General features: G+C 70.2%; 27 protein-coding genes and 1 pseudogene. 20 read left to right on the top strand and 8 right to left on the bottom strand.

Annotation, left to right across the window (positions count from 1 at the left end; translation table 11 throughout):
- Window positions 1-501: 501 nt before the first annotated feature.
- Both ACSHV8_RS07465 and ACSHV8_RS07470 read left to right on the top strand, forming a co-directional pair.
- Window positions 502-1,371, top strand: coding sequence for a hypothetical protein (locus ACSHV8_RS07465; RefSeq protein ID WP_436530721.1), 870 nt, complete (start codon window positions 502-504; stop codon window positions 1,369-1,371).
- A 12-nt stretch (window positions 1,372-1,383) separates the two neighbouring features.
- Complete coding sequence (locus tag ACSHV8_RS07470) at window positions 1,384-2,442, top strand: spore photoproduct lyase family protein (protein WP_436530723.1); 1,059 nt, start codon at window positions 1,384-1,386, stop codon at window positions 2,440-2,442.
- Window positions 2,443-2,508: 66 nt separating this feature from the next.
- Here the strand turns inward: ACSHV8_RS07470 and ACSHV8_RS07475 are convergent, their stop codons facing one another.
- On the bottom strand, window positions 2,509-4,029 hold the full coding sequence (locus ACSHV8_RS07475) for an MDR family MFS transporter (protein ID WP_436530725.1): 1,521 nt from the start codon (window positions 4,027-4,029) through the stop codon (window positions 2,509-2,511).
- 152 nt (window positions 4,030-4,181) lie between these two features.
- On the opposite strand from ACSHV8_RS07475, the gene ACSHV8_RS07480 reads away from it, so the two are divergent.
- A complete protein-coding gene (locus ACSHV8_RS07480; protein WP_436530727.1) occupies window positions 4,182-4,748 on the top strand; it encodes a TetR/AcrR family transcriptional regulator in 567 nt (188 codons plus the stop codon).
- A 94-nt stretch (window positions 4,749-4,842) separates the two neighbouring features.
- Window positions 4,843-6,084 (top strand): FAD-dependent oxidoreductase, encoded by a 1,242-nt coding sequence (locus ACSHV8_RS07485; RefSeq protein ID WP_436530728.1) that lies wholly within the window; start codon window positions 4,843-4,845, stop codon window positions 6,082-6,084.
- Here ACSHV8_RS07485 and ACSHV8_RS07490 read toward each other — a convergent pair.
- A complete protein-coding gene (locus ACSHV8_RS07490; RefSeq protein ID WP_436530730.1) occupies window positions 6,062-7,246 on the bottom strand; it encodes a DUF6578 domain-containing protein in 1,185 nt (394 codons plus the stop codon). The two genes, ACSHV8_RS07485 and ACSHV8_RS07490, sit on opposite strands and share 23 nt — an antisense overlap.
- A gap of 16 nt (window positions 7,247-7,262) precedes the next feature.
- A complete protein-coding gene (locus tag ACSHV8_RS07495; RefSeq protein ID WP_436530732.1) occupies window positions 7,263-8,045 on the bottom strand; it encodes a PaaX family transcriptional regulator in 783 nt (260 codons plus the stop codon).
- A 92-nt stretch (window positions 8,046-8,137) separates the two neighbouring features.
- Here ACSHV8_RS07495 and ACSHV8_RS07500 point away from each other — a divergent pair, with 92 nt between their 5' ends.
- From ACSHV8_RS07500 to ACSHV8_RS07550, 11 genes and pseudogenes are all read left to right on the top strand, one after another.
- Complete coding sequence (locus ACSHV8_RS07500; protein WP_436530734.1) at window positions 8,138-9,307, top strand: ABC transporter substrate-binding protein; 1,170 nt, start codon at window positions 8,138-8,140, stop codon at window positions 9,305-9,307.
- Window positions 9,304-10,068: an ABC transporter ATP-binding protein gene (locus tag ACSHV8_RS07505; protein WP_436530736.1), complete on the top strand. Its 765-nt coding sequence runs from the start codon at window positions 9,304-9,306 to the stop codon at window positions 10,066-10,068. The genes ACSHV8_RS07500 and ACSHV8_RS07505 overlap by 4 nt, the downstream gene beginning before the upstream one ends.
- 8 nt (window positions 10,069-10,076) lie before the next feature.
- The gene (locus ACSHV8_RS07510) at window positions 10,077-10,724 is read left to right on the top strand and encodes an ABC transporter ATP-binding protein (protein WP_436530738.1); all 648 of its coding nucleotides are present in this window, start codon (window positions 10,077-10,079) and stop codon (window positions 10,722-10,724) included.
- On the top strand, window positions 10,724-11,563 hold the full coding sequence (locus ACSHV8_RS07515; protein WP_436530739.1) for a branched-chain amino acid ABC transporter permease: 840 nt from the start codon (window positions 10,724-10,726) through the stop codon (window positions 11,561-11,563). The genes ACSHV8_RS07510 and ACSHV8_RS07515 overlap by 1 nt, the downstream gene beginning before the upstream one ends.
- Window positions 11,560-12,546 carry a branched-chain amino acid ABC transporter permease gene (locus ACSHV8_RS07520; RefSeq protein WP_436530741.1) on the top strand — a complete coding sequence of 329 codons (987 nt, stop codon included), beginning with the start codon at window positions 11,560-11,562 and terminating at the stop codon, window positions 12,544-12,546. Before ACSHV8_RS07515 ends, ACSHV8_RS07520 begins: the two co-directional genes overlap by 4 nt.
- Window positions 12,547-12,844: 298 nt before the next feature.
- Window positions 12,845-13,162 carry a hypothetical protein gene (locus tag ACSHV8_RS07525; RefSeq protein WP_436530743.1) on the top strand — a complete coding sequence of 106 codons (318 nt, stop codon included), beginning with the start codon at window positions 12,845-12,847 and terminating at the stop codon, window positions 13,160-13,162.
- Window positions 13,163-13,176: 14 nt separating this feature from the next.
- On the top strand, window positions 13,177-14,361 hold the full coding sequence (locus ACSHV8_RS07530; protein WP_436530744.1) for a cysteine desulfurase-like protein: 1,185 nt from the start codon (window positions 13,177-13,179) through the stop codon (window positions 14,359-14,361).
- Window positions 14,362-14,442: 81 nt separating this feature from the next.
- Window positions 14,443-14,832: a hypothetical protein gene (locus ACSHV8_RS07535; RefSeq protein ID WP_436530746.1), complete on the top strand. Its 390-nt coding sequence runs from the start codon at window positions 14,443-14,445 to the stop codon at window positions 14,830-14,832.
- Between the two features lie 24 nt (window positions 14,833-14,856).
- On the top strand, window positions 14,857-16,053 hold the full coding sequence (locus ACSHV8_RS07540; protein ID WP_436530748.1) for a glycosyltransferase: 1,197 nt from the start codon (window positions 14,857-14,859) through the stop codon (window positions 16,051-16,053).
- A 29-nt stretch (window positions 16,054-16,082) separates the two neighbouring features.
- Window positions 16,083-17,168, top strand: a pseudogene (locus tag ACSHV8_RS07545) (AMP-binding protein); the annotation flags it as partial.
- Window positions 17,169-17,313: 145 nt separating this feature from the next.
- Complete coding sequence (locus tag ACSHV8_RS07550; protein WP_436530750.1) at window positions 17,314-17,676, top strand: AMP-binding enzyme; 363 nt, start codon at window positions 17,314-17,316, stop codon at window positions 17,674-17,676.
- Here ACSHV8_RS07550 and ACSHV8_RS07555 read toward each other — a convergent pair.
- Both ACSHV8_RS07555 and ACSHV8_RS07560 read right to left on the bottom strand, forming a co-directional pair.
- The gene (locus tag ACSHV8_RS07555) at window positions 17,658-18,401 is read right to left on the bottom strand and encodes an SDR family NAD(P)-dependent oxidoreductase (protein ID WP_436530751.1); all 744 of its coding nucleotides are present in this window, start codon (window positions 18,399-18,401) and stop codon (window positions 17,658-17,660) included. The two genes, ACSHV8_RS07550 and ACSHV8_RS07555, sit on opposite strands and share 19 nt — an antisense overlap.
- 12 nt (window positions 18,402-18,413) lie before the next feature.
- Window positions 18,414-19,256, bottom strand: coding sequence for an amidohydrolase family protein (locus ACSHV8_RS07560; RefSeq protein ID WP_436530753.1), 843 nt, complete (start codon window positions 19,254-19,256; stop codon window positions 18,414-18,416).
- Between the two features lie 108 nt (window positions 19,257-19,364).
- On the opposite strand from ACSHV8_RS07560, the gene ACSHV8_RS07565 reads away from it, so the two are divergent.
- From ACSHV8_RS07565 to ACSHV8_RS07585, 5 genes are read left to right on the top strand one after another with little or no spacing between them, the layout of a single operon-like run.
- A complete protein-coding gene (locus ACSHV8_RS07565) occupies window positions 19,365-20,318 on the top strand; it encodes an ABC transporter substrate-binding protein (protein WP_436530755.1) in 954 nt (317 codons plus the stop codon).
- A complete protein-coding gene (locus ACSHV8_RS07570; RefSeq protein ID WP_436530756.1) occupies window positions 20,315-21,001 on the top strand; it encodes an ABC transporter permease in 687 nt (228 codons plus the stop codon). The genes ACSHV8_RS07565 and ACSHV8_RS07570 overlap by 4 nt, the downstream gene beginning before the upstream one ends.
- Complete coding sequence (locus ACSHV8_RS07575) at window positions 20,998-21,732, top strand: ABC transporter permease (protein ID WP_436530758.1); 735 nt, start codon at window positions 20,998-21,000, stop codon at window positions 21,730-21,732. The genes ACSHV8_RS07570 and ACSHV8_RS07575 overlap by 4 nt, the downstream gene beginning before the upstream one ends.
- Window positions 21,725-22,498 (top strand): ABC transporter ATP-binding protein, encoded by a 774-nt coding sequence (locus ACSHV8_RS07580; protein ID WP_436530760.1) that lies wholly within the window; start codon window positions 21,725-21,727, stop codon window positions 22,496-22,498. The genes ACSHV8_RS07575 and ACSHV8_RS07580 overlap by 8 nt, the downstream gene beginning before the upstream one ends.
- Window positions 22,491-23,327, top strand: coding sequence for a TrmB family transcriptional regulator (locus ACSHV8_RS07585; RefSeq protein WP_436530762.1), 837 nt, complete (start codon window positions 22,491-22,493; stop codon window positions 23,325-23,327). Before ACSHV8_RS07580 ends, ACSHV8_RS07585 begins: the two co-directional genes overlap by 8 nt.
- A gap of 26 nt (window positions 23,328-23,353) precedes the next feature.
- Here the strand turns inward: ACSHV8_RS07585 and ACSHV8_RS07590 are convergent, their stop codons facing one another.
- The 3 genes from ACSHV8_RS07590 to ACSHV8_RS07600 all read right to left on the bottom strand — a co-directional run bounded on the left by ACSHV8_RS07590 (window position 23,354) and on the right by ACSHV8_RS07600 (window position 25,887).
- Entirely contained in the window at window positions 23,354-24,139 is a 786-nt protein-coding gene (locus ACSHV8_RS07590; RefSeq protein WP_436530764.1) for a glycosyltransferase, read from the bottom strand.
- A 50-nt stretch (window positions 24,140-24,189) separates the two neighbouring features.
- Window positions 24,190-24,813 (bottom strand): TetR family transcriptional regulator, encoded by a 624-nt coding sequence (locus ACSHV8_RS07595; RefSeq protein ID WP_436530766.1) that lies wholly within the window; start codon window positions 24,811-24,813, stop codon window positions 24,190-24,192.
- A 78-nt stretch (window positions 24,814-24,891) separates the two neighbouring features.
- Window positions 24,892-25,887 (bottom strand): zinc-dependent alcohol dehydrogenase, encoded by a 996-nt coding sequence (locus ACSHV8_RS07600; RefSeq protein WP_436530768.1) that lies wholly within the window; start codon window positions 25,885-25,887, stop codon window positions 24,892-24,894.
- Window positions 25,888-25,933: the final 46 nt, after the last annotated feature.

Consider the following 25,933-nt stretch of genomic DNA (forward strand, 5'->3'; position numbering starts at 1 on the left):
TCAACCAGCTCATCGTTTGGGAGGACAGGACTGGGCCGAATGCGCGGCAAAATGCCGGAACAGCCAGAAATCACCTCCAAGGGTGCTTGGGAGCGGCGATTTGTCGTACCGGCCCGCTACGGTGTCCCAACCTGAGGTATGGAGGCTGTCATGGCGGAGCGGCTGTGTCCCGACTGCAAGATCGCGATGAGCGCGAATCGTGCTGGAGCGCCAGGCCGATGCCTTGCCTGTATCGATGAAACCTACCTACGGCTGGGCTGGCGACCGCATGGACCGCATCGAGATTCCCGAGCCCCGCGGCGTTGTGAGTGCACGACTTGCGGATCGTTCCAGCAAATTCCATATTCGGACGTTCGCAATAGTGCTACGCGGCACTGTAATACTTGTTCCCTTGCTCTGGCACTGGCTGCGGATCCATCGATTTCAACTACTTTGAAGATCGAGGCCGCGCGTTTGGCGCTCACCGGTGGCTACGTCGCTCGGAATCAACATGGTGAGCCGGTGACTGCTGAGGAGTTGGCCGATCAGATGGATCATTCCGGGTCGCTGATCCGGCGGGAGTGCGTGACCTGTGGCACCACGAGCGAATGGAGCCTGGCAATGCAGCCACGGACCAGGCGCGGTGAAGATCCGGCGGTCAATACATGTGGTACTTGCCTTGCGGCTCCGTTGGCCGAGGAGCAGACGGCCTTGTTTGCTGCCTACAACCTGCGGCGGATCCACGATGGGTATGCCGCTTACGGGATGAAGGTCGCTGCACACTGTCTGTCGTGCGGAGCTGAACGACTGATCTCGGCGACGGACCTACTTCGCGGCGTCGCACCCTGCCTCAGATGCGTTACCCCGGTGGATCCCGAGGCGCCGTACTTCGTATATCTGATGCATTTTCCGCGTTTGCGAGCTTTTAAAGTCGGAATTACCAACTCCGAGACCAGGAGCTGCCGGATCTCCGCTCATGCGGCGCACGGCGGTAATCTTATCGAAATGCATGAGGTTTCAAACGGGGTGTCTGCCAGAACCGTAGAGGATGCGGCGCTCGAATTGGTTCGAGAATTCCCGAGCGGGTGCGGGCCGCGGGACTTTCCACAGGGAGGACACACCGAGACCTGGGGTGAGGAAGGTGGATATATCGATCTCAAGGACATTATTGCTGACCTCGAGCGCCGCCGTGCGCCGGGCTTCGACCTCATCCATCAGCTTACGGAGTACTTCGCAGAAGAGCCGGTGACGATCGCTGAGCTTCGCGATTTTACACAGATTACGGTGGAGGAGTTTGACGGCGTTCAGGTCCATCGAGTCGATCTCAGCATGCCACAGGAGCAGATGCTCAGGCGGATTCGTGCCCAGCGCAATATCGCACCAAGCTCATAAGATTATGAAGTTGTGAGCCAGTTGCTGGATATCCGCCGCATCTACGTCGAACCGGCCGCCGCCCAGCTGCAACGCGGCCGGGAGATCCTGGCCCGTTTTCCCGACGCGGAACTCGTCGAGGTCGAGAGCCACAACCGGATTCCCGAGCTCTACGGCGACGAGACGAACGTCAATCGCTGGGTCCGCATCAAACGGGAAGCGCTCGTCCTCGGCGTCAAGAAGACGCTGACCGCCCGGCCGAACGGGCGCTCGGCCGACTTCATCGCCCCGTCCACCGCCAACGGTTGCGCGATGGCCTGCGCCTATTGCTACGTCCCGCGCCACAAGGGTTACAGCAACCCGATCACGGTCTTTTCCAACATCGAAAGAATCATCGGGTACGTCGGTAAGCACGCCAGCCGTCAGGGCGAGAAGGCCACCCCGAACGAGTGCGATCCGGCCGCCTGGGTCTACGACATCGGCGAGAACTCGGACTGCAGTGTCGACGCCCGCATCAGCGACAACGTCCACGACCTGGTCGAGCTGTTCCGGTGGCTGCCGCACGCGAAGGCGTCGTTCGCGACCAAGCACGTGAACCGCGACATGCTGTCGTGGGACCCGCACGGCCGTACGCGAATCAGGTTTTCGTTGATGCCTGTCGCCGACGCCAAAGTCCTGGACATCCGCACGTCGCCGGTGGCCGAACGGATCGCCGCGATCGACGATTTCGTCGAGGCCGGCTACGAGGTCCACGTCAATTTCAGCCCGGTCGTGGTCCGGGACGGCTGGCTCGACGACTGGGCGCTGCTGCTGGATCAGCTCGACGCCGGGATCGGCCCGGCCGCGAAGAGACAACTGGCGGCCGAGGTCATTTTCCTCACCCACAACCGCGATCTGCACGAGGTGAATCTCGGCTGGCATCCGAAGGCCGAGGAACTGATCTGGCGGCCCGATCTCCAGCAGCCGAAACGTTCCCAGAACGGTTCCTGGAACGTCCGCTATCGCACCGGCGAGAAGGGTCGTCACGTGGCCGCCCTGCTCGACCTGATCGCCGCCCGCACGCCCTACCTGCACGTGCGTTACGCGTTCTGAGAACGAGAATCGGGCGGCGATCGAGTGATCGCCGCCCGTTCCCGCCTGCCGTGACCGGAACCGCGGTTACGCGGTCTGCATCTCCGCCTCGGCCGCCGCCACCTCCGGCTTCGGAGCGTCGGCGAACCCGCGCAGCGGCACGTGCTTGATGAACAGCGCCACGACGATGCCCACCGCGGCCGCGATCGCGCCCCACATGAAGGCGGCCTGGATCCCGTCGCTGACCCCCACCGCGAACGCGTGCTGGATCGGCTCCGGCAGCGCCCGCAGCATGGCCGGCGTCATCGCGGCGGCCGAGCCGGAGCCCGCGCCGGTCGCCCCGGCCGCGGCGGCCCCGGCGTTGGCGCTGAACGAGTCGAGCAGCCGGTTGATGTAGAGCGTGCTCAGCAGCGAGACACCGAGCGAGCCGCCCATGTTGCGCAGGAAGGTGGCCGCGCCGGTCGCCGCACCGATCGCGTTGAGCGGCGAACTGTTCTGCGCGATCAGCATGGTGGTCTGCATCAGGCAGCCCATGCCGGCGCCCAGCACGACCATGAACACGCTGGTCATGAGCCGCGAGGTGCCGGTGTCCATGGTGGCGAACAGGGCCAGGCCGCCGGTCATCAGCACGGTCCCGATGATCGGGAGCGCCCGGTAGTGCCCGGTGCGGGTGATCACCTGGCCGCCGACCAGGGAGACGGTCATCGCGGCGAGCATCATCGGCATCAGCAGCAGACCGCTGTTGGTGGCCGAGGCGCCCTGCACGTACTGCTGGAACTGCGGCAGCAGGGTGATGCCGCCGAACATCGCGAAGCCGACGATCAGGCTGAGCGCACCGGCCAGCGCGAAGTTACGGTTGGCGAAGACCGACAGCGGCATGATCGGCTCCTTGACGCGCCGCTCGACCATGACGAACGCGACGAACGCGACGACGGTCAGCGCGAGCAGGCCGAGGATCTGCGGGGAGGCCCAGTCGTACTGGCTGCCGCCCCACGTGGTGATCAGGACCAGCGCGGTGATCCAGACGCTGAGCAGCGCCGCACCGAGCCAGTCGATGGTCGCCTTGCCGGCGCCGCGCGGCAGCTTGGCCAGCACGACCCAGCAGACGCCGAGGGCGACGATGCCGAGCGGCAGGTTGACGTAGAACGCCCAGCGCCAGTTCAGGTTGTCGGTGATGAAGCCGCCGACCAGGGGACCGCCGATCATCGCGACCGGCATGACGGCCATCATGACGCCCTGGTACTTGCCGCGCTCCCGGGGCGGCACGATGTCCGCGAGGACCGACATGACACCGACCATCAGGCCGCCGGCGCCGAGGCCCTGCACCGCGCGGAACGCGACCAGCTCGCCCATGTTCTGTGCCATGCCGCACAGCGCCGAGCCGACCAGGAAGATCGCGATCGAGGTGAGGAACGTGATGCGGCGCCCGAGCAGGTCGCCGAGCTTGCCCCAGATCGGGGTGGCGACGGTCGAGGCCAGCACGTACCCGGTGGTCACCCAGGCCAGATGGTTCAGACCGTGCAGTTCGCCGACGATCGTGGGCAGCGCGGGCGCCACGATCATGTTGTCGAGCATGGCGAGCAGCATGGCGATCACGAGACCGCTCATCGTCACCATGATCTCGCGATGAGTGAATCGGGTGGGTTGTGGTGGAGTCACGGCAGACTTCTTTCGGTATTCTTGCTTACCGGCCGGTTAGTAGCCTACTTGCCGCACGGTAAGTTAGCAAACGGCGTGATGCATCGGGAGGATGAACAGCCATGACGGCAGGGCAGCGGCGAGGCGCCGACACGAAGGCGGAGATCCGCAAGGTGGCCATCGAGCTGTTCACCGAACGCGGCTACGAAGCCACGTCCCTTCGCGAGATCGCCGAACGCCTCGGCATCACCAAAGCCGCGCTGTACTACCACTACAGCAGCAAGGAAAGCATCGTCCGCTCGATCTTCGACGCCCACCTCGACGCGATCGACGGCCTGGTCACCTGGGCCCGCGAGCAGCCGCCCGGCCCCGACCTGCTCCCGCAGACCATCGACCGGATGGTCGAGCTCAGCGCCGGCAGCGGCATGGCCGCCATGAAATTCGCCATGGCCAACCAGCACGTCGTCCGCGAACTGCACCAGGAACACGGCCGCGAGAGCGCGTTCGGCAAACTCAACGAACTCTTCGCGATCCTGGTCGGCCCCGACGCCCCCATCGACGAGGCCCTGCGCATCCGATCCGCCCTGCTCAGCGTCAACATCGTCCTCATGGCAGCCCGCGGCCTGGACGCCTCCCAGGCCGACATCACCAAGGTCGCGCGCGACATCGCCCACACGCTGATCGCCTGACGTTTCCCCAATCCCATTTGCGCGTACGGCCATAGCCCCCGCCCGTCGCCAAACCAGTAGCGCGACCGGGTGCCCCCGTTGATACCGTGCGGCCATGTCGATCAAGGTCAGGCTGCTCGGGTCCGCGGTGTCACACTGGGCCACCGATCCGTGGGCCCGCGGATCGTGGAGCCTGATCGGTCGCCACGGCACCCCGCAGGACCGGGTCGCCCTCGGCACCCCGATCGGCGACCGCCTGCGCATCGCCGGCGAGGCCACCCACCCGACCCGCGCCGGCATGACCCACGGCGCCTACGAGCAAGGCGTCGCCGCGGCCACCGGGGCGATCGAACTCGGTCACACCTCGGTCGCCGTGGTCGGCGCGGGCATGGCCGGGCTGGGCGCCGCCCGCACGCTGCACGACCACGGCGTGCAGGTTCAGATCTGGGAGGCCCGCGACCGGATCGGCGGCCGCACGGCCGGCGTCGACGTCGCCAGTGGCGCTTTCGACCTGGGCGCCAACTGGCTCCAGCAGTACGACGACAACGTCCTGGCCCGCCTCGCCGAGAAACTGAACCTCACCACGATCCCCACCGACTTCGGCAACCCGCTCGTCCCCGGCGCCGGGCCGGTCCCCGATGCCTTGGAGGACGAGCTGCGGAAACGCCTCGCCTCGGCGGCGCCGCAGGCCGGCGTCGCCGAGGTCCTCGACGACTGGCTGCGCGACCCCGCACCGTGGACCGCCGCCGAGATCACCCGCTTCGTCGACGCCGAGATCGTGATGGACGCGGGCGCGCCCCTGGACTGGCTCAGCGCCCGTCACGGCTTCGAACCGGGCGTGGGGGAGGGCGACCGTTGGATCGTCGGCGGCTACCGCCTGCTCACCACCCACCTCGCCACCGGCCTCGACATCCACCTGAACCATCCGGTCGACCGGATCCGCGTCGACCCCGACCGCGTGACCCTCCACGCCGGATCCGCCCCGGGCGGCAACACGACGCTGGAAGCCGACGCGGTGATCGTGACCGTCCCGCTACCGGTCCTGGCGGCCGGCGCGATCACCTTCGACCCCCCGCTCCCGCCGGATCATCAGGCCGCCCTGACCCACCTCGGCGCCGGCCGCGTCGAGAAGGTCATCCTCCGCTTCGACAGGCGATTCTGGCCCGAACACGGCTACTACCGGGTCCACGGCCCGGCCCCGAGGTGCGTCAGCGAATGGCTCGACGCCACCGCCGCCGACGGCACCCCCACCCTGGTCGGCCTCTTCGCCGGCCCCTGGCTCGACACCCTCTGGGCCGGCCCCGACGACGCCATCGCCACCCGATGCGCCGCGGTCATCCAAGAGGCTCTCGGATGACCGCCTGATCGTCCCGGGAGGCGCCGTCCGCCCGGCGAACCCACCACCATCCCAGGCCGCCGACCACCGCCGGCGCCATCACCAGCGCAACCGGCTGAGTCTCGCGGGACAACAGCGCCCCGGGCAGCACCCCGAACGTCTCCCGATACCTCAGCTGAACCACGACGAGCACGGCTGTTCCGGCCGCGAGCAGCACAACCGCGCGCGGCCGGACTCCCGGGTCGACCGCCAGGGCCGTCATCACCGTCAGGACAGCCACCACACCGACCGTGACACCCAAGGTTGACCAGGCCACGAGTTCCGAGACCACCGCAGCGGGGTAGAAACCCGAGTCGAACCCGTCCGCGGCCGACGGCAGATCAGGCGCGTCGGAATACTCGGCGAACAGCGGTATCAGCGCCGCGGTCGACGCGACCGCCACAGCGGTGGCCGCCAGCAGCCCGCGACCACGACGCCCGAGGTGATCAAACGCCGCACCGAGCGGCCCGGACACGCTCACCAGCAGCGCCGGCAGAACGGCGACCAGGACCGGCCACCACCGCGGACTGCCCACCATGCTCCCCAGGGAGTCACCCCCAGTGCCCCGCCGGGCCACGACGACCTCGAACACCACACCGCCCCACACGGCCGCCACCGCCGGCACCCGCCGCCGCGACAGCACGACCGCGCCCACCGTCAGCCAGACCGCCGCCCGTGCCCACACGGAGTCCGCCACCGTCAACTCCAAGATCGGGGATCGGGCGGCCCACGTCGCCTCCGCGATGATCGGACGCAGCGCCCCGGCGGCCACACCGGCGGCGCCGGCCACCGCGAGAACGGCCGCGGCCGCCCGCCACCGACCCACCGACTCCGGAAAGATCCCCACGAAACGCCCTCCCACCAGCAGGAACGAGCGCTCAAGATAGCCGATCAGAACGGCATCGGACGCCCGAAGACCTTCGCGAACTACTTTCCTCGCCGGGACCTGGGACGTGAAGAAGTCCTCCCGCCCGCCGTTCGCGTGCCACCCGGCGGCGGCGTCGATCGGCACCGGCAGCAGCGGTGTGATCCATTCCAGGCCGGTCGCCGGCCAGCGGCCCGTCCACGACACCCCCGACCCCACCGCGAAGGGCTCACCGCAGCACGACTGCTCCCAGCCCTCCATGAACAAGTTGATCTCCATCCACCCGGCATGACGGTCATTCGTCGGCGGGGATCGTTTCCAGCAGGGTGGCCGCGATCTCCGCCGCCGGGGTGGCGAGCCGGTTGTTCAGGCTGAAGAACAACTCCTGGGCCGCTGCGGCCGGCCAGTCCGAGGGCAGGTGCGGGATGGGCAGCCGCGGATCCCGCCGGATGATCTGCAGCCAGTCGGTGACCAGGTGCAGTTTGGCCGCGAGCGGATCCCCCGGGAAGACCGGCGACGCCCATCGCGCACCGAAGTCGGTGTAGCGGGCGGCGACGGCCGGCAGGTCGTACGCGTGGGAGATCATCTCCCCGATGTCGGTGACCGGGTCGGCCTGTGCGCGGAACACCCGGATGTGCGGCCCGAGTTCGAGGTCGGCCAGTCCGGCCGGTCGCCCGGGGGCGATCCACAGTCCGCCCTGCACCGGCCCGAACCCGGCCCACCCCAGTTGGGCCCGCAGGTCATGGCGTTCCCGCTGTGACGAGGCGGGCAGCGAGAAGGCCAGCAGCGTCCATGTCCCGTCCCAGTCGTCGTTGACGGCCCCGGTCTTCCAGAGCCGCACCGCGCCGTCGCGCAGTATCCGGGTCGACCGTGGGGTCAGGCCGAAGTGCATCCGTCGTCCCTGCCGCTGCCGGCGCAGGAGCCCGCGCGCGGTCAGCCGGGTCAGCGCCGACCGGGCCGCTTCCGAGGAGACGCCGGTCCGGCCCAGGACCTCGATGACGCTGCCGGAGTAGACGCACACGCCCCGGTCGAGCAGGTGGTCGCCCAGGAACGTGAGCAGAAGCGAGGTTGAACGCATGTCGGGCAGTTTATTGACCAGCGTCAGATCTGCGCCTAACTTGACGGACATGTAAACGAAATCGGCCGTGATCAATGCAGAAAGCGGGCGACATGAAACCACTCCTGTCCTCTCTCGCCGCGCTCCTCCTCCTGACGACCGCCGCCTGTGGCGACACCGCGAGCAGCGACGACAGCACCCTCAAGGTCGGCGCGATCCTGTCCCTGACCGGCAACTACGCCCCGCTGGGCAGCGAGGACAAGAAAGCCGTCGAGCTCGCCGTCCAGCAGATCAACAGCGCCGGTGGGCTGCTCGGCCGGCAGATCGAGCTGCTCACCCGGGACGACAAGAGCCAGCCCGAGCAGTCCGTGCTCAGCTTCAACGAGCTGCGCGGCAGCGATGTCGTCGCGGTGATCGGCTCGCCCTTCTCCAACTCCGCGCTCGCGACGCTTCCGCAGGTGGACCGCGGGAAGATTCCCTACGTCTCGCTCACGCCGGCCGACGAGCAGGTCAATCCCGTACATCCGAATGTCTTTGTCGTTCCGGCGACGTCGGCGACCTATGCCGATCGGATCCTGCAGTACTACCAGGCGCAGGGCTTTACCAAGATCGCGGTGGCGCACGACTCGCGCAGCTCCTACGCGAACGCCGGCACGGCGGGTATGAAGAGCAAAGCCGCGCAGTACGGCGTGACGCTCGTCGCCGACGAGGAGTTCCAGACGACGACCACCGAGTTCAGCGCCGTCCTCAACCACGTGAAGGCGTCCGGCGCGCAGGCGCTGACCGTCTGGTCGACCGGCGCGCCCGCGGTCGCCTTCGCCAAGCAGTACGCGACGGCCGGTGTCGGCCTCCCGCTGATGTTCACCGGCTCGCAGGCCAGCACGCTCTGGCTCAAACCGACCGGCGCCGCGGCCGAGGGTGTCTTCGTCGCCAGTTCGATCGCGGTGGTCGGTGACGCGCTGCCCGCCGGACCGCAGAAGTCCGCGATCGAGGAGCTCTCCAAGCCATTCACTTCACAGTACGGATATCCGCCGCCCCAGTTCGCCGCGGACGGCTACACCGGCGTGAAACTCCTGGCCGCGGCCGTCACGAAGGCGAACAGCGCCGACCCCGAGAAGATCCGCGCCGCCTTCGAGGGCCTGGAACTGGTCACCCCGAACGGCTCCTACAAGTACACCGCCACCGATCATGCCGGCCTGACCGCCGACCACATCTCGATCAACGTCGTGAAGGGCGGTCAGTTCGTCGCCACCGACTGGGCCAAGTCGAAGCTGGCCAAGTGACCACGCTGCTACGGGTCGAGGGCGCCACCCGCCGGTTCGGTGGCGTCCACGCCCTGCGCGACGTCGGCCTCGACGTGCGCGAGGGCGAGACGCACGCGGTGATCGGCCCGAACGGGGCCGGCAAGTCCACCCTGTTCAAGCTGATCGGCGGCCAGCTGGCGGCCACCTCGGGCACGATCACCTACGCGGGCCGCCGCATCGACCGCCTTCCACCGCACCGCCGCGCGCGGCAGGGCATCGCCATCGCGTTCCAGGACGCCCCGGTCTTCCGGGGCATGACCGTCGCCGAGAACGCCATGGTCGGCGCCCACGCGGTCACCTCGGCCGGCCCCCTCTCGGCGATCCTGCGGCTGCCTCGCCATGTCAAGGACGAGGCCTTCATCCGTACGACGGCAGCAGCCGCCCTGCGGCGGGTGGCCCTCGACGACTGGGCCGATCGTCCGGCCGAGGACCTGCCGCTCGGGCTGCAGCGCGCACTGCAGATCGCCCGCGCGCTCTGCGGCCGGCCCCGGCTGCTGCTGCTCGACGAGCCGGCGTCCGGCCTGCGCGGTCCGGAACGGTCGGCGCTGGCCGAGCTGATCGAGGATCTGCGCGGCGAGGGGATGTCGATCCTGCTGGTCGAGCACGACGTCGCGTTCGTGGCCCGGCTGGCCGACCGGGTGACCGTTCTTGATCTGGGCCGGGTGATCGCCACCGGCTCGTACCAGTCGGTCCGCACCGATCCCGCGGTGATCACGGCGTACCTGGGCGGCCACGGATGATCGCCACCGTGCGTGACCTGACCGTCCGTTACGACGCCGCGACCGCGGTCGACGGCGTGAGCCTCGACGTCGGCCCGGGCGAACTGGTGGCGCTGATCGGACCCAACGGCGCGGGGAAGTCCACCCTGGTCAACGCACTGTGCGGGCTCCTGCGCCCGGCGAGCGGTACCATCGCCGTACGCGGAGATCTGGCTCTTGTCCCGGAAGGCCGCCATCTTTTCCCGTCGCTGACCGTCGACGACAATCTGCGGCTCGGAGCGTGGCGGCGCAAGGATCGGGACACGGCGCACATCTACGCCCTGCTGCCCGAGCTGGTCGTGCTCCGGGATCGCCCGGCCGGTCGGCTGTCCGGTGGTGAGCAGCAGATGGTCGCGCTCGGCCGGGCGCTGATGGCCCGGCCCGATCTGCTGGTCATCGACGAGATGTCGCTCGGCCTGGCCCCCAAGATCGTCGACGGTCTCGCCGCTCACCTGCGCGAACGCAACGCCGCCGACGGCCTCGCGGTGCTGCTGATCGAGCAGAACGCGCGGCTCGCCCTGCAACTGTGCGCCCGCGCGTACGTCCTGGAGGCCGGACGCGTCGTCGCCGCCGGCCCGTCCGAGCAGCTGCGCAACGACGCGAGCGTCGCCGCCGCCTACCTGGGACTGGAGGCGTGATGACCGAACTCGGCCAGTACCTGATCAGCGGGATCGGCGTCGGCTGCGCCTATGCGCTGCTCGGCAGCGGTCTCGTGGTCATCTACCGGGTCACCCGGGTGGTCAATTTCGCCCAGGGCAGCTTTGCCGTGCTGGCCGCGCTGACCGTCACGACCCTGCTCGCGGCCGGTCTGCCGCACGGGCTCGCGGAAGGCCTGGCCGTGCTCCTGGCCGGCGCGATCGGCCTGCTCACCGGGTTCGTCGCCACCGGCCGGCCGGGCACCACGCCCCAGTCGGCGCTCATCGTGACGCTGGGTCTGGGCGTGTTCGCGTACGCGATAGAAATTCTCTTCTGGGGTGATCAGCCGCGGTCGTTCGCCGGGTTGCCCGGCACCACCGCCGGCGTCCAGCGGCACTATCTGCTCATCGCCGCCGTGACCGCCCTGGTCCTGGGCGCGACCGCGCTGCTGTTCGCCCGCACCGACCTCGGCCGGGCACTGACCGCGACCGCCGAGGATCCCTACGCCGCGCGGGTCGTCGGGATCAACGTGGCGCGGATGGGGCTGCTCGCGTTCGCGGTCGGTGGCGCGCTCGGCGGCCTGGCCGGGGTGCTGGTCACGCCGGTGCAGCAGGTCACCTTCGACAGTGACGTGGCGCTGGTCGTCAACGGATTCTCGGCGGCGATCCTGGGCAACCTGACCCGGCCCGGTCTGACCCTGGCCGGCGGGCTGCTGCTCGGCGTCGTGCAGGCCCTGGTCGGCGGGTACGGCAGCACCGCGTACCAGACCGAGGTGGCCCTGATCTTCATGCTGGCCGTGCTGATCGTCCGCGCCGGCTCGTCCCGGACGGAGCCCGCATGAGATGGATCCCGGTGCTGATCGTCGCCGCAGTCGTGCCGGCCTTCCTGACGCCGGCCCAGCTCACCGTCTACGTCCTGCTCGGCCTCGCGGCGATCGCGGTGGTCGGGTTGTCGCTGCTCATGGGCTATGCCGGACAGGTCTCGCTGGGGCAGGCGTCGTTCACCGCGATCGGCGCGTACACGGCCGGGCTGCTCGCCACGCACGGCGTCCCGCCCCTGGTCGGGCTGATCGCCGCGCCGGTTTCCGCAGCCCTCGCGGCGGTCGTCGTCGGCGTGCCCATCCTGCGGCTGCGCGGGCACCAACTGGCCTTCGCCACGCTCGCGCTGCAGCTCATCCTGCTGTCGGTGCTGGGCGACGGCGACTGGGCCGGCGGCGCCATCGGGCTGCAGGGCCTGCCCTACCTCACCATCGGCGGCTTCGAACTGGATCAAGACCGTCATTTCGCATACGTCGTCCTGATCGGTGTCGCCACGACCGCGCTGATCGCATCGTTCCTGGTCCGGTCGCGCGTCGGCCGCGGACTGCGGGCGCTGGCCACCGCGCCGGTCGCGGCCGAGGCCGGCGGGGTCCCGGTCGGCGCGTACCGGCTGCTGGTCTTCGCCGTGTCGGCCGCCTTCGCCGGGCTGGCCGGCGGCGTCTACGCGTTCTACGTCGGTTACCTCGCGCCGGGCTCGTTCCCGGTGCTGCTCTCCATCGAGTACGTCGTGATGGCCGTCGTCGGCGGCCTCGGCAGCATCGCCGGGGCGATCCTCGGCGCCACCCTGATCACCCTGGTCGTCCAGGCCCTGACCAGCCTCGCGACCCAGCCCGGCATGCCCAGTTACGCGCCCGGCGTGCTGTCCTACGCGGTCTACGCCGTCCTGCTGATCGTGGTCGTCCTCTTCGTCCCCCGCGGCATCGTCCCCGCCCTGAGCCGCCGGTTCCGCCGCGAGGCATCCGCGCCGATCAGTCGCGGACCGGCCGCCCGCGTCGGTCGTTCGTGACCCGGCGGGGTCATTGCGCCTTTAGCCCGTCGGAGCAGATCGCGGCAATTCAGTCTGGCGACCACAGAGCGGTCATCGGGCACCGGGACGGCACGGCTCCCGTCCGAGACCTTCAGAACGACGCGCTCGCCCCGAAACGGGGCGATACCCCGGCGTTTACCGGCTTCCGGGACGATCCACTGGCGAGCCATCGTCGACTGTGGATCGAATGAACAGGTCCGGACGGGTGGGCGAACCGGCGCCTACATCACAAGGCGAGGGCTATTCACCTGCAACAATCTCCCCCTACAGTGTCGCCGTGGCAATGATGGACATCAAGAACAGCGGCACCGGATGGCTCGTGATGTGGCTTGAGCCGCTCGGCGAGGACCGCTGGCTGCAACCCGGCGAGAAGTTCCGGGTCCAGGACGACTACGACGGCAAGGAGTCGCCGTTCACCGTCGACTTCTGGGCCGACACCGACGACCGCGCCGCCGGCATCGAGCACGTCTCGGTCTGGATCGAGTACGGCGACTGCTACGCCAAGGTCACCGACGAGGCCGGTGCCGTGATCGAATCCGGCCACCAGCGCCCGGCGCACGTCGATCACAAGTGGGCCGACGCCCGGGAGCGGTGAAGCAGACTGTCGGTATGCCCTTCGACGTCACCGCCCTGCGCTCCCACTTCCCCTCCCTCGACCACGGCCTCGCGTTCTTCGACGGTCCCGGCGGCAGCCAGACCCCACGGGTAGTCGCCGAGGCGATCGCCGCCACGATGATCTCGCCACTCTCCAACCGCGGCACGATCAGCACGTCCGAGCTCAACGCCGAGCGGGCCGTCGCCGAGTTCCGGTCCGCCTACGCCGACCTGCTCGGCGTGCCCACCACCGGGATCGTGCACGGGCGCAGCGCGACCCAGCTCACCTACGACTTCTCCCGCCACCTGGCCCGGACGTGGCGGCCCGGGGACGAGATCATCGTCAGCCGGCTCGACCACGACAGCAACGTCCGCCCGTGGATCCAGGCGGCCGAACGCGCCGGGGTCACGGTCCGCTGGATCGACCTGGACGGCGCGTCCCTCGACCTGGACACGTACCAGCCGTCCGAACGCACCCGCCTGGTCGCGGTCACCGCGGCGTCGAACGTGCTCGGCACCATCCCGCCCCTGCGTGAGATCGTCGACCGGGCGCACGAGGTGGGCGCGCTGGTCTACGTCGACGGGGTGCACTACGCGGCCCACCACCTGGCCGACGTGCCGGCCGACTTCTTCGTGTGCTCGCCGTACAAGTTCTTCGGCCCGCACTGCGGGGTCCTGGCCGCATCCCCGGAGCTGCTGGAGACCCTGCAGCCGGACAAACTGGTGCCGTCGTCGAACGCCGTGCCGGAGCGTTTCGAGTTCGGCACCCTGCCCTACGAGATGCTGGCCGGCGCCACCGCCGCCGTCGACTTCATCGCCGCCATCGCCCCCGGCGGCTCGGGGACCCGCCGTGAGCGTCTGGCCGGCTCCTTCGCGGCGATCCACGAACACGAGCTGGCCCTGCGCGCCCAGCTGGAAGCGGGCCTGCGCGAACTCGGCGACGCCATCACCGTCCACTCGACGGCGCCCGACCGCACCCCGACCACCCTGCTCACCCTCGAAGGCCGCGACGCCCGCGAAGCCCAGATCCACCTGGCCGGCCTCGGCGTGCTGGCCCCGGCCGGCTCGTTCTACGCCTACGAACCGTTCCGCGCCCTCGACCTCACCGACCCGGCACTCCGGGTCGGCCTCGCGCCCTACAACACCCCCGAGGAGATCGACCGACTCCTCACCGGCCTGGCCGCTTTCCTCAAGCTCTGACCCATTTTTTCGTACGCCGATGAACCGCCCGCCCGCAGGATCGGATACCCGCGGGCGGGTCGCCGGCATATATTGACCGGCATGGTGTCGGCGGCCGGCGGTGAGCACGCCGATGAATGGGCGACGATCCTTGACCGGGCCGGGCGGGCCGAAACCGGCGCCCTGGCTCGACTGGTGGACGCGGCCGGTCGCAGCCCGCTGGCCCGGTTCCGGCCGTACACAAGCATGTTTTTGCTTCGTTTCGACGGAACTCTCTGCGACGGTCTGCCGCCACCGGTGAGCATCGGCCTCGCCACCGCCCCCGACCGCTATCTGGTGTGGTGGGGGCAGCCGTTCAGCCCCCTGGAACGCGCGACGATCGTGGAGGAGACCACCTCCGCGCGCGAGGCGGTGGCCCTCGCCGCGCTCCTGCTCCGCAACTGGCCGTTCCGCTACGAGCTGCGGCGGCCCCCGGCATGTGCGCATTTTTGAGCAGGTCCGATCGGAGGCGCTGAGTTGCTCGTTTCGGTGATCGTTCCTACCTACAACCGGGCGGATCTGCTGCGGCGGACTCTTCAGGAGTTCCGGCGGCAGACGCTGCGGCCCGAGCAGTTCGAAGTAATCGTTGCCGACGACGGGTCCTCGGACGGGAGCCGCGATGTCGTGCGTGAGTTCGAACAAGAGCTGCAAATGGGCTATCACTTCCAGGAGGACCTGGGGTTTCGGGCTGCGGCGGCCCGCAACGGCGGGGCTCGGCTCGCGCGGTCGCCGATTCTCGCGTTCGCGGACACCGGTGTGCTCGTCGGCCCCGGCTGGGTTGAGGCGCACCATCGAGCGGCGGGTTCCTTGAACGCCGTGGTGGGATACACGTACGGCTACAACCCGCACGACCCGTCACCGATTCTTCAGGGGCTCGACGCCGGGTCGGCCGCCGAGCTGAAGTCGTCCCTGTCCGAGCTGCCGTCCTTCCGGGATTCCCGTCACGACGCCTACGAGGAGACGGGTTTCCGGCTCGACCGGCTGACGGCGCCCTGGTATCACTTCTTCACCCTTAACGTGTCGGTTTCCGCGACCGCCTTCTGGAGGGTCGGCGGTTTCGACGAGGAGTTCCGCGGGTGGGGCGTCGAGGACATGGACTTCGGCTATCGGCTCACTCAGGCGGGCGTTCGGATGACCTTGAGCAGGGATGCCTGGGCGATCGAGCTGCCCCACGACAGGGACCCGAACCGGCGGGTCAGCCAGCGCCGCAACATGGCCTTGTTCGCGAGCAAGGCGCAGGGCCCGCTGCCCGAGCTTTACTGGCGGATCCACGGCCGGGAATCGGACTTCTTGTTCGAGAAGGAAGCCGCGGCCTTCATGGCCTGGTCGAGTGAGGCACGAGGGTTGGACGTGACCGCCGAGATCGTGCGGGCGCATCGCCGCCTCGACGCTCCGCGGGTCGCCATTTTCGGGTCGGGGAGCACTCAGTTGATCGAGGAGGCGCTTCCCGGCGAGGAACTCACGCTGTGCGATTTCGACGAAACGCTGCTGTTCGACAAGGGGAAACGCGAACATCTCGTGCACACGGCCTGTTTCCGTGTCCCTTTCGCGGATCAGTCCTTCGATGCCGTCGTCATCACGTCGCGCATGGCCGGGCTGTGGGCGACCTGGGGTGAGGACATCCTGGCCGAGGCTCGCCGGATCGCACCGATCGTGCACGAGGCCCGCGAGTAAAGGCATCGATCCTTGGCTATGGTCGAGGCATGTCGCTGGACGGGGTGGTGCCGTTTCCGGAGGAGTTCGCGCGACGCTACCGGCAGGCCGGCTACTGGGTGGACCGGGCGCTCGGCGACGTGCTGGACGAGGCCTGCCGCACGCACGGCGACCGGGTCGCGCTGCACTCCGGGGGCGTCGACGTCACGTACGCGGAGCTGCTCGAACGCTCCGAACGCCTGGCGGCGAACCTCACCGAGCTGGGGTTGCGGCCCGGCGACCGGGTCGTCGTCCAGCTCCCCAACGTGGCCGAGTTCGCCTACCTGCACCTGGCCCTGCAGCGCATCGCCGTCATCCCGGTGATGGCCCTGCCGACCCACCGTTTCCGGGAGATCTCCCAGTTCGTCGAGCTGTCCGGCGCGGTCGCCTGCTTCTTCCCGGACCGTTTCCGCGACTTCGACTTCCAGGAGATGGCCGCCCGCATCGGGGGCCTGCGTTGGCGGATCGGGCTGAGCGCCCTGCGTGAGCTGGTCACGCGAAGCCCCGGGCGACCCGTCGAGGCGCACGCGCCCGACCCGATGGATCCGGCGTTGTTCCTGCTCTCCGGCGGCACCACCGGCATCCCGAAGCTGATTCCGCGCCTGCACAACGACTACGTCTACAACACGCGCATGGCCGCCTCGGTCTGCGGCATCCGCCCCGGCGACTGCCTGCTCGACGTGCTGCCGATCGGGCACAACCTGCCGCTCGGCTGCCCCGGCCTGCAGGGTTTCCTGTTCGCCGGGGCGCGGACCGTGCTGCATCCGAGCACTCGCGGGCGTGAGGTGTTCGCGCTGATCGAGAAGCATCGGGTGACGCACATCCACCTCGTTCCGGCGCTGCTGATCCGGTGGCTGCACGACCCGGCGCTGTCCGAGTTCGACCTGTCGTCGGTGCGGGTGGTGCAGAGCGGCGGGCAGCGTCTGCAGCCGGAGACGCGGCTGCTGGCCGAGCGTCGGCTGCCGAACTGCACGGTGCAGGAGAACTTCGGGATGGCCGAGGGGCTGCTCATGTTCGTCCGGCTCGACGACCCGGCCGAGGTGCGGCTGGAGACGGTGGGGCGGCCGGTCTGCCCGGACGACGAGGTGCGCCTGGTCGACGAGGACGGACGGGTCGTCGCGGACGGTGAGGTGGGGGAGTTGCTGGCGCGGGGGGCCGTACACGCTGCGCGGATACTTCCGGTCGCCGGAGCACAACGCGCGGGCGTTCACGCCGGACGGCTTCTACCGGTCCGGGGATCTGATGCGCCGGCACCCGACCGGCAACTACGTGGTCGAGGGCCGGGTCAAGGACCTGATCAACCGGGGCGGGGAGAAGATCAGCGCCGAGGAGGTCGAGAACCTGCTGCTCGCGCACCCCGCCGTGCAGAACGTGGCCTGCGTCCCGGTGCCCGACGAGGTGCTCGGCGAGCGGATGTGCGCGTGCGTCCAGCTCCGCGCCGGGGTCACCGCGCCGACGCTCGACGACCTGGTCGCGTTTCTGCGCCGGGAGGAGATCGCGTCGTTCAAGCTGCCCGAGCGCCTGGAGTTCTTCGACGAGCTTCCGCTGTCCGCGCTCGGCAAGGTGTCCAAGAAGGCGCTGATCAGTCAGCTCGTCGCCGTGTAACCGCCGTCGATCACCAGGGTTTCGCCGGTCATGAACGGGTGCGCGGTGGCGAGCGCGAAGATGCTCTCGGCCACATCCGCTTCGCGGACATTGCGACCCATCGGCGTACGGGCGGCCCGCCGCCCCATCAGCGAGGTGTACCCGTCCCCGAGGGTCCGCTCCATCCACTCGCCCTCGATCCACCCGGGCGCCACCGCGTTCACCCGCACCTCGGGCGCGAGCACCCGCGACAGTGTCCGGGTCAGGCTGACCACGGCCGCCTTGCTCGCCGCGTACGCCAGGGGTTGCGGCCCGGGTCGCAGCCCGACGATGCTGGCCACGTTGACGACGCTGCCGCGGGCCGCCCGCAGCAGCGGCGCACAGGCCCGGGTGACCTGGAACAGGCCGCGCACGTTGACCGCGAACACCCGATCCCAGTCGGCCGGGTCGACGCCGTCCAGGTCGTCCGGGGGAGTGGCCGAGGTGGTGCCGGCGTTGTTCACGAGCACGTCCAGATGTCCGTACGCGCCAATGATCGAAGCTGTCATGGAGCGGACCGCGACGTCATCGCTCACGTCTCCCCGCAGGGCCCGGTGATGTCCTGGGCCGAGCTCGGCCACGACGCCGGCCGCACGTTCGGCCGAGCGGCTGAAATTGATCACGACGTCGTAGCCGGCGGCGGCGAAGCGCAGCGCCGCCGCCCGGCCGATCCCGCTGGACGACCCGGTGATGAACGCGACCGGCACGGCGCACCCCTTTCAGAGGCCGAGGACGCGTTCGGCGTTGCCGTGGAAGACGGCGTCGAGCACGTCCTGGTGGTAGCCGAGCTCGTCCCATTCGCGCAGCAGCCGCTCGAACGGGATGCTCGGGTGATCGCTGCCGAACATGATCTTGTCGCGGAGCCGGCCGCGGATGTCGGAGCGCAGCTGCGGCGGGAAGTATTTCGGGGCCCACCCGGACAGCTCCCAGAACACGTTGCCCTTGTGCAGCGCGACCGCGGTCATCTCGTCCACCCACGGCCAGCCGGGATGCGAGGCGATGATGGTGAGCTGCGGAAACGTCGCCGCGAGGACGTCGATGGCGAGCGGGTGCGCGTGGTCGATCCGGGTGCCGAGGCCGCCCGGCAGCCCGGCGCCCATCCCGGTCGTCCCGACGTCGATCATGACGGGCACGCCCAGCCCGGTGATCGTCTCGAACAGCGGCCGCAGTGCCGGATCGTCGACCCGGAACCGTCCCATGATCGGGTGGAAGTGGAAGCCGAGCACGCCGTGCTCCCGGACGGCGGCCTCGGCCTCGGCCGGCGCCGCCGGTCCCCGGAGCGGGTCGACCGCGCCCCACGCGCCCAGGAAGACCGACGGGTGCCGGTCGCGCATCCCCGCCACGTACGCGTTGTCGCAGGCCGGGGCCCCGGTGTGGGCCGAGATGTCGAACGCGACGAGCAGCGCCTCGAAGCCGGCGGCGGCGATGTCGGCGACCACGTCGGCCTCGGGCCGCCCGGCCCAGGGCTTCTTCCAGTACGCGGCGAGGGCCTCCGCGAACGGGCCCTGCGAGGCGACCCACTCCGGCGTACCGGGGTAGCAGTGCAGATCGATCCGGCGCACCCGCCCAAACTGATCGATGGGCACCGATCTTGCAAGCACTCTGACGTCTATCGATAGATATGGGTTGATCTCTTGAGTCCGGCTACCTACCGGAGTAGGGAGGGACCCATGAGCTTCCCGCGCGTATCCGTGGCCGTGGTGGCGATCGCAGCGCTGATCGCGGCCGGCTGCGGCTCATCCGACGACGAGGAACAGTCCGGGCCACCCCGGGTGCGCGTCGCGACCATCGGCGTGTCCGGGGCGGCCGCCATGGTCCTCGGCGTCAGCAAGGGCATCTTCACCGAGGCCGGCCTGGACGTGCAGGTCGTCCCGGCCGAGGCGCCCGCGGTGGTCCCGTCCGTGGTCGGCGGCCAGGCCGAGATCGGGTTCCTGAACGCACCCGCGGTGCTGCTCGCCCGCTCGAACGGCGTGCCGGTCACGGTGGTCAGCAACACGTCGAGCAACCCGGCCGACCCGGCCGCCAACTTCATCCAGCTGCAGGTCGCCGCCGACAGCCCGATCAAGACACCGAAGGACCTCGAAGGTCGGACGATCGCGGTCGACACCCTGTACCAGCTGCCGCATGTGTCGATCCGCAACGCGCTGCAGGCGTCCGGCGTGGACGTCGCCAAGGTCAAGTTCACCGAGCTGCCGTTCGCGTCGATGGCCGACGCGCTCAGGACCGGCAAGGTCGACGCGACCAACCCGGCCGAACCGTTCGTCGCGCTCGGACTGGCCGGCGGCGCCCGCAACCTGCTCTCCGACAGCGTCGGGCAGACCGCGACGATGCCGCAGTCGGTCTTCCTCGCCTCCGAGAAGTACGTGGCGTCGAACCGGGCCACGATCGACAAGTTCCGGACCGCGCTGACCAAGGCCTGCGAGTACGCCCAGGCCCACCCCGACGAGCTGCGCGCGGTGCTGCCCACGTACACGAAGGTGCCGGCCGCCCTGGCCGGGCAGATCAAGCTGCCGGTCTACACGACCGCGGCCGACGAGGCCGGCTGGCAGCAGTGGGCCGACATCCTGACCGGGCAGCAGATCGCCAAGAAGAAGATCGACCTCGACGGCGCGTATCTGCGGTGAAGGGACTGGCCGGGTTCGCCGTGCTGATCCTGCTCTGGGAGCTGGGCCGGTTCGCGCACGTCCTGCCGCCGGACTCGGCCCCGGCGACCTGGCAGATCGCCCATGCGACGGCCGATCCGGAACTGGCCGCCGCGGCCGGGCACACCCTGCTCGCCTGGGCCGGTGGACTGCTGATCGCTGCCGGTCTGGGGATCACCGGCGGGGTGCTCCTGGGCGTGTCCCGGTGGGCCGATGCGTCGGCCTCGGTGGTGATCGACTTCCTCCGGCCGATCCCGGCCGTCGCGTTGATCCCGATCGCCATCGTGGTCATCGGTCTCGGCGCGGGCATGCAGGCGGTCCTGGTGGGCTTCGCGTGTCTCTGGCCGCTTCTGATCGCCACAAGATTCGGCGTACGCGACATCGACCCCCTCCTCGTCGAAACCGGCCGGGTCTTCGGCGCGAGCGGCCTGCGCCTGGCCGCCACGGTCACCGCGCCCGCCGCCTGGCCGTCCATCCGCACCGGCCTGCGCACCGCCGCCTCCCTGGGTCTGGTCGTCGCCGTCGCCACCGAGCTGGCCGCCGGCAGCCCCGGCCTGGGCTGGTTCATCGCCCAGGAGCAGCAGGCCGGCCAGATCCCGGCCGCGTACGCCGGCATCGTCGTCGCCGGGCTGCTCGGCTACCTCGTCCACCTGGTCACGTCGTGAAACGGCTGGCCGGCTACCTGGTGGCCGCGCTGCTCCTGCTCGTCTGGGAGCTCGCCGGCCGCGCCGGCGACACCGGGCTGTTCCCGCCGGTCAGCGACGCGATCGCCGAGCTCGCCTCGATCGACCCGTGGACCGACGTGCTGCCCTCGGCCGGTCGCGCCCTGGCCGGCTTCGCCGTCGGGTCCGTGCTCGGCGCCCTGCTCGGGGTGACCATCGGCTGGTTCCGGGGCCTGGAGCCGTGGATCCGCCCGGCCCTGGAGTTCCTGCGCGCGATCCCGCCCCCGGCCGTCCTGCCGGTCGCCGTGCTGGCCCTCGGCGCGACCGGCGGGATGCGGATCACGGTGATCGCCGCCGCCGCGATGTGGCCGGTTCTGATCGCCGGGGTGGACGCCACCCGCGCGGTCGAGCCCGGATACCTCGACGTGGCCCGGATCAGTCACGCCCGGCCGGCCTCGGTGATCCTGCCCGCGGTGCTCCCGGCCCTGATCGCGGGCGCCCGGATCGCCCTGGGCCTGGCACTGATCATGATGGTGATCAGCGAGATGATCGCCGCCACGTCGGGCCTGGGCTACCTGATCCTGCAGGCGCAACGGACGTACGCGATCGCCCAGATGTACGCCGGGATCATCGTCCTCGGACTGCTCGGCTGGCTCGTCACCACCGCGTTCGCGCTGGTCGAGCGCCGGGTTCTCGGCTGGTACCGGGATCAGAAGGGCCTGGCCCGTGGCTGAGACCCCGCTGGTGCGCGCGATCGGCGTCGGCAAGAGCTTCCGCCGGAAGAAGACGGTCACCCGGGCCATCGGTGACATCAACTTCGACCAGGCCGAAGGGGAGTTCCTCGGCGTCGTCGGTCCGTCCGGGTGCGGCAAGACCACGCTGCTGCGCTGCCTGGCCGGCCTGGAACGCCCGGACACCGGCACGGTCGAGTTCGACGGCCGCCCGGTCACCGGCATCCCGGCCGCCGTCTCGGTCGTCTTCCAGGAGTACAACCGCAGCCTGTTCCCGTGGCTGAGCGCCCTGGAGAACGTCCGCTTCCCGATCCGTGATCTGGGCCGGGCGGCCGGGCGGGACCGGGCCCGGGAGGCGCTGGGCCGGGTCGGGCTGGCCGACTTCGCCGACCACCACCCGTTCCAGCTCTCCGGCGGCATGCAGCAGCGGGTGGCGATCGCCCGGGCCGTCGTGTCGCGGCCACGGTTCCTGCTGATGGACGAGCCGTTCGCGTCGGTCGACGCGCAGACCCGGGCCGTCCTGGAACAGCTGACCGTGACCATCACCGCCGAGCTGGGACTCACCGTCCTGCTGATCACCCACGACATCGACGAGGCGATCTTCATGGCCGACCGGGTGCTGGTGCTGTCGGGCCGGCCCAGCCGGGTGCTGCGCGAGGTGCCGGTCGACCTCGATCGGCCCCGGGACGAGGTCGAGACCCGGGCGCTGCCGCTGTTCCAGGACTACCGGCGGGAGATCCACGGACTGATCGGACACGGTCATGGCTGATGACCTGGCCGGGCTCCTGGGCGAGCTGGGGTTCACCGGCTACGAGGCGCGCTGCTACGTGGGCCTGGCCGGGGGAGAACCCCGTACCGGATATGCGGTTTCCATGATCAGCGGAGTGCCGCAACCCAAGGTGTACGAGGCCCTGCGGCGGCTCGTCGCCCGGGGCGCGGCGGTGCGACTGGCCGGGGAACCGGCCCGATTCGTCGCGGTGCCGGCCGGGGTGCTCCTGGATCGGATGGAGGAGACGTACGCCGGGCGGATCGCCGCCGCCCGACGCGCCGCCGAGTCGGCCGCGGACGCCCCCGCCGACGGGTCGATGGAACTGCTGCCGCTGCTCACCGGGCATCCGGCCGTGATCGAGGCGGCGTCCGCGCTGCTCGCCACGGCCGACCGCCGGGTCTACCTGTCCGGCACCGCGCCCGACCTCGGCGCGCTGGCCGGCCCGCTGCGGGCGGCCGGGGCCCGGGGCGTGGACCTGGTCATCCTGCACTTCCGGGAGTTGACGTTCACCGTGGACGGGGCCCGGACGTACCGCCACGAGAGCACCGAGAAGGCGATCTACCGCCACCACCAGGCCCGGCACCTCGCGCTGGTCGCGGACTCGCGGGAGGTGATCTGGGCGCTGGCGCGGGACGGGACACAGTGGCACGGGCTGCGCAGCGGCAACGATCTGCTGGTCGCGGCCGTCAAGGGCTACGTCCGGCACGACATCGACCTGCAGCAGATCTACGCCGACTTCGGGCCGGAACTGGAGCGGGTCTACGGGGCGGGGCTCCAGGGGCTGGAGCACTATCGGCGACCGGTGGACCGGCGGCGTTCGGCCGGCTGACCCGGTTCGCGGCGGGCGCCGCCGGATCACCGCTGCAGCATCAACGCCATGGTGGTCTGCTCGATCAGCCGGAGCAGCACGGCCGGCGTGTCGTAGCCGTGGTAGATGTCGCGCAGGCTGGTCGCGGCCTCGTGGAACGACGGGTCGCCGAGGATCCGGCCGACCGCCCGGCCGATCCGGCGCGGCGTGGCCCGGCGCAGGTGCAGGCCGCTCCCGGTCCAGGCCAGCCGGTCCGCCACCTCCAGGTCGCCGCTGGTCAGCAGCACCGGGATGCCGTGCGCGAGGGCGGTCTGCACGGTGGTGAACCCCTGATCGGTCACCAGGATGCCGCCGTGCAGGCAACCGGTCAGGGTGAGCGCGCCGACGTGCTGGACCTGCGGCGGCAGTTCGCGCGGCGGGTCGAGGGCGGGCACGCCGTTCTGCAGGTGCAGCAGCGGGGAGATCACCGCCGGGGCGGTCCGTGGGCGGAACATCTCCCGCCGGCTCAGCGGCAGCGGGTCGAGGCCGACCGAGATCCACGGCTCCCCGGTCCGCTCGGCGTGCCGGGCCGCCGCCGTGAAGTCGGTGCTGGCGATCAGCGCGTCCGGGATCAGACGGTTGCTGAGCCCGGCCAGCTCATGGCCCTGAACGACCGGGTCGCCGGTTTTGTCCATCGGCACGAGAGTGGCGCCGGCCGCCTCGATCGTCGCGCGGAACTCCCGGTCGCCGTACCAGTGGACACGATGGCCGGCGCCGGTCAGGGTGCGGGCGACCGGGACCATCGCGCTGACGTGGGTCGTGGTCGGCACGGTCGCCATCAGATACGTGGACATCGATCGTCAGTGTCGCCCGGCCCACTTGACGACGACTTGCAAACGGGCGCTCAGCCGATCGTGATGCCGCTGCGGAGCTGGGCGAACGCTCGGTTCGCGGCCTCGATAGCGGTCGGGAGCAGCGCGTCGGCCGACGCGCCGGCGGTCAGCCGCCGCCAGTTCTCCCGGGCCAGGACCCGCTGGACGGCCAGGATCTGCGCCGCCGCCAGACGCGCGGTGAGTGCGTCCGCGACGGCCGGGATCAGCGCCTCGGCCAGGCTCTCCTCGTCGCGCGCCTGATACTCGTGCACCCGCGTGGCCAGGCTGGGCGTCGAAAATACAAGATCATGAAAAGCCAGGATCTCCGGTACGTCGTTGAGCCCGGTCACCGGATCGCGGGCGTCCAGGCCGTCCAGGAAGCGGCGATGCAACGCGTCGACCGGTGACCGGCCCGCGGGCCGGGCGGTGACGACGCGCGCCGGCTCGCCCGCGTGGTCGGCGATCCGGTGCAGGACCAGGTCCTCCTTGGACGGGAAGTACCGGAACAGGGTGGGCTTGGAGATCTCGGCGGCGGCCGCGATGTCGTTCACCGACACCCGGTCGAAGCCCTGGGCCAGGAACATGGCGATGGCGATCTCGGAGACGGTGTCGAACGTCCGCTGCTTCTTCAGCTCCCGCAGTCCCTGTTCGCCCACCCGACGACTCTATCACCTGGTTAAACTTGTAACCCGGTAACGTTTTCGGCCGGGTCGCGGTGCCGATGTCCGGCGAACCTAGAGCCGTGGATCCGCCTGGAACTTGGGGCCGGTACCCGAACCGGCCGGGCGCTTGCCGGCCAGCACGTCGACGATCTCCTCCAGGCTCACCACCCCGGCGACCAGCGCGCGCGGGTCGGCCGCACCCTCCGCGTACGCCGCGATCGCCCCGGCCAGGCCGGCCGACGCCCCGAGAATCCCGACCGTGGTCACGTCCTTCAGCACGATCGCGCGCGTGTCGACCATGCTCGGCGCCCCGGACAGTCCGATATAGACCACTGTGCGCCCCGGCTCCACCAGCTCGACGGCGAGACCGGGCATGATCGCCGCGTTCGTCGCGTCGACGATCCCGTCCCAGGCCAGCCCGGGAAGCGTGTCCCGGGTCCAGACCGGCGCACCGGCCAGCGGCTCCGGGGTGAGCCCGAGCAGGTGCACCTCGGCGCCCTGGGCCTGACCGAACATGGCCGCGAGCAGCCCGATCGTGCCCGTGCCGAGGATCAGCAGCCGCTCGCCCGGTGCCACCGCAGCGGCCCGGACCGCCCGCAGCGCGTTCCCGCCCGGCTCGACCAGCGCGCCCAGCGTCGCGTCGACCGTGTCGGGCAGCGCGTGCAGATACGCCGCCGGGAACGCCAGCCGCTCGGCCAGGGCGCCCGGCAACCCGTCGCGGCAGCCCAACTCGTGCCGGGTCGGGCAGACGTGGTGCCGGCCCGCGCGGCAGCGCGCGCACGCACCGCAGCCGATCATCGTGTCGCCGGTGACCCGCCGCCCGAGCCAGCTCCGGTCGGCGCCGTGACCGGTGGCGATCACCGTGCCGGACCACTCGTGGCCGGGCCGCAGCGGATAGGAGGCCACCCCGGTGTGCAGGTAGCTCATGTCGCCGGTGAACAACTCGACGTCGGTGCCGCACACCCCGACCCGCTCCACCTCGACGATCACCTGGCCGGGGCCCGCCTCCGGCTCCGGTACGTCCTGGACCTCGGCCCGGCCGGGTCCGGTCAAGACCAGTGCGCGCATGGTGGGCCTCCGTTGTCAGGGATCGGCCACCAGCGTAGAACGGGGA

Origin of the sequence: Actinoplanes sp. HUAS TT8 (assembly GCF_051380535.1) — a bacterium.
Classification (GTDB): domain Bacteria; phylum Actinomycetota; class Actinomycetes; order Mycobacteriales; family Micromonosporaceae; genus Actinoplanes.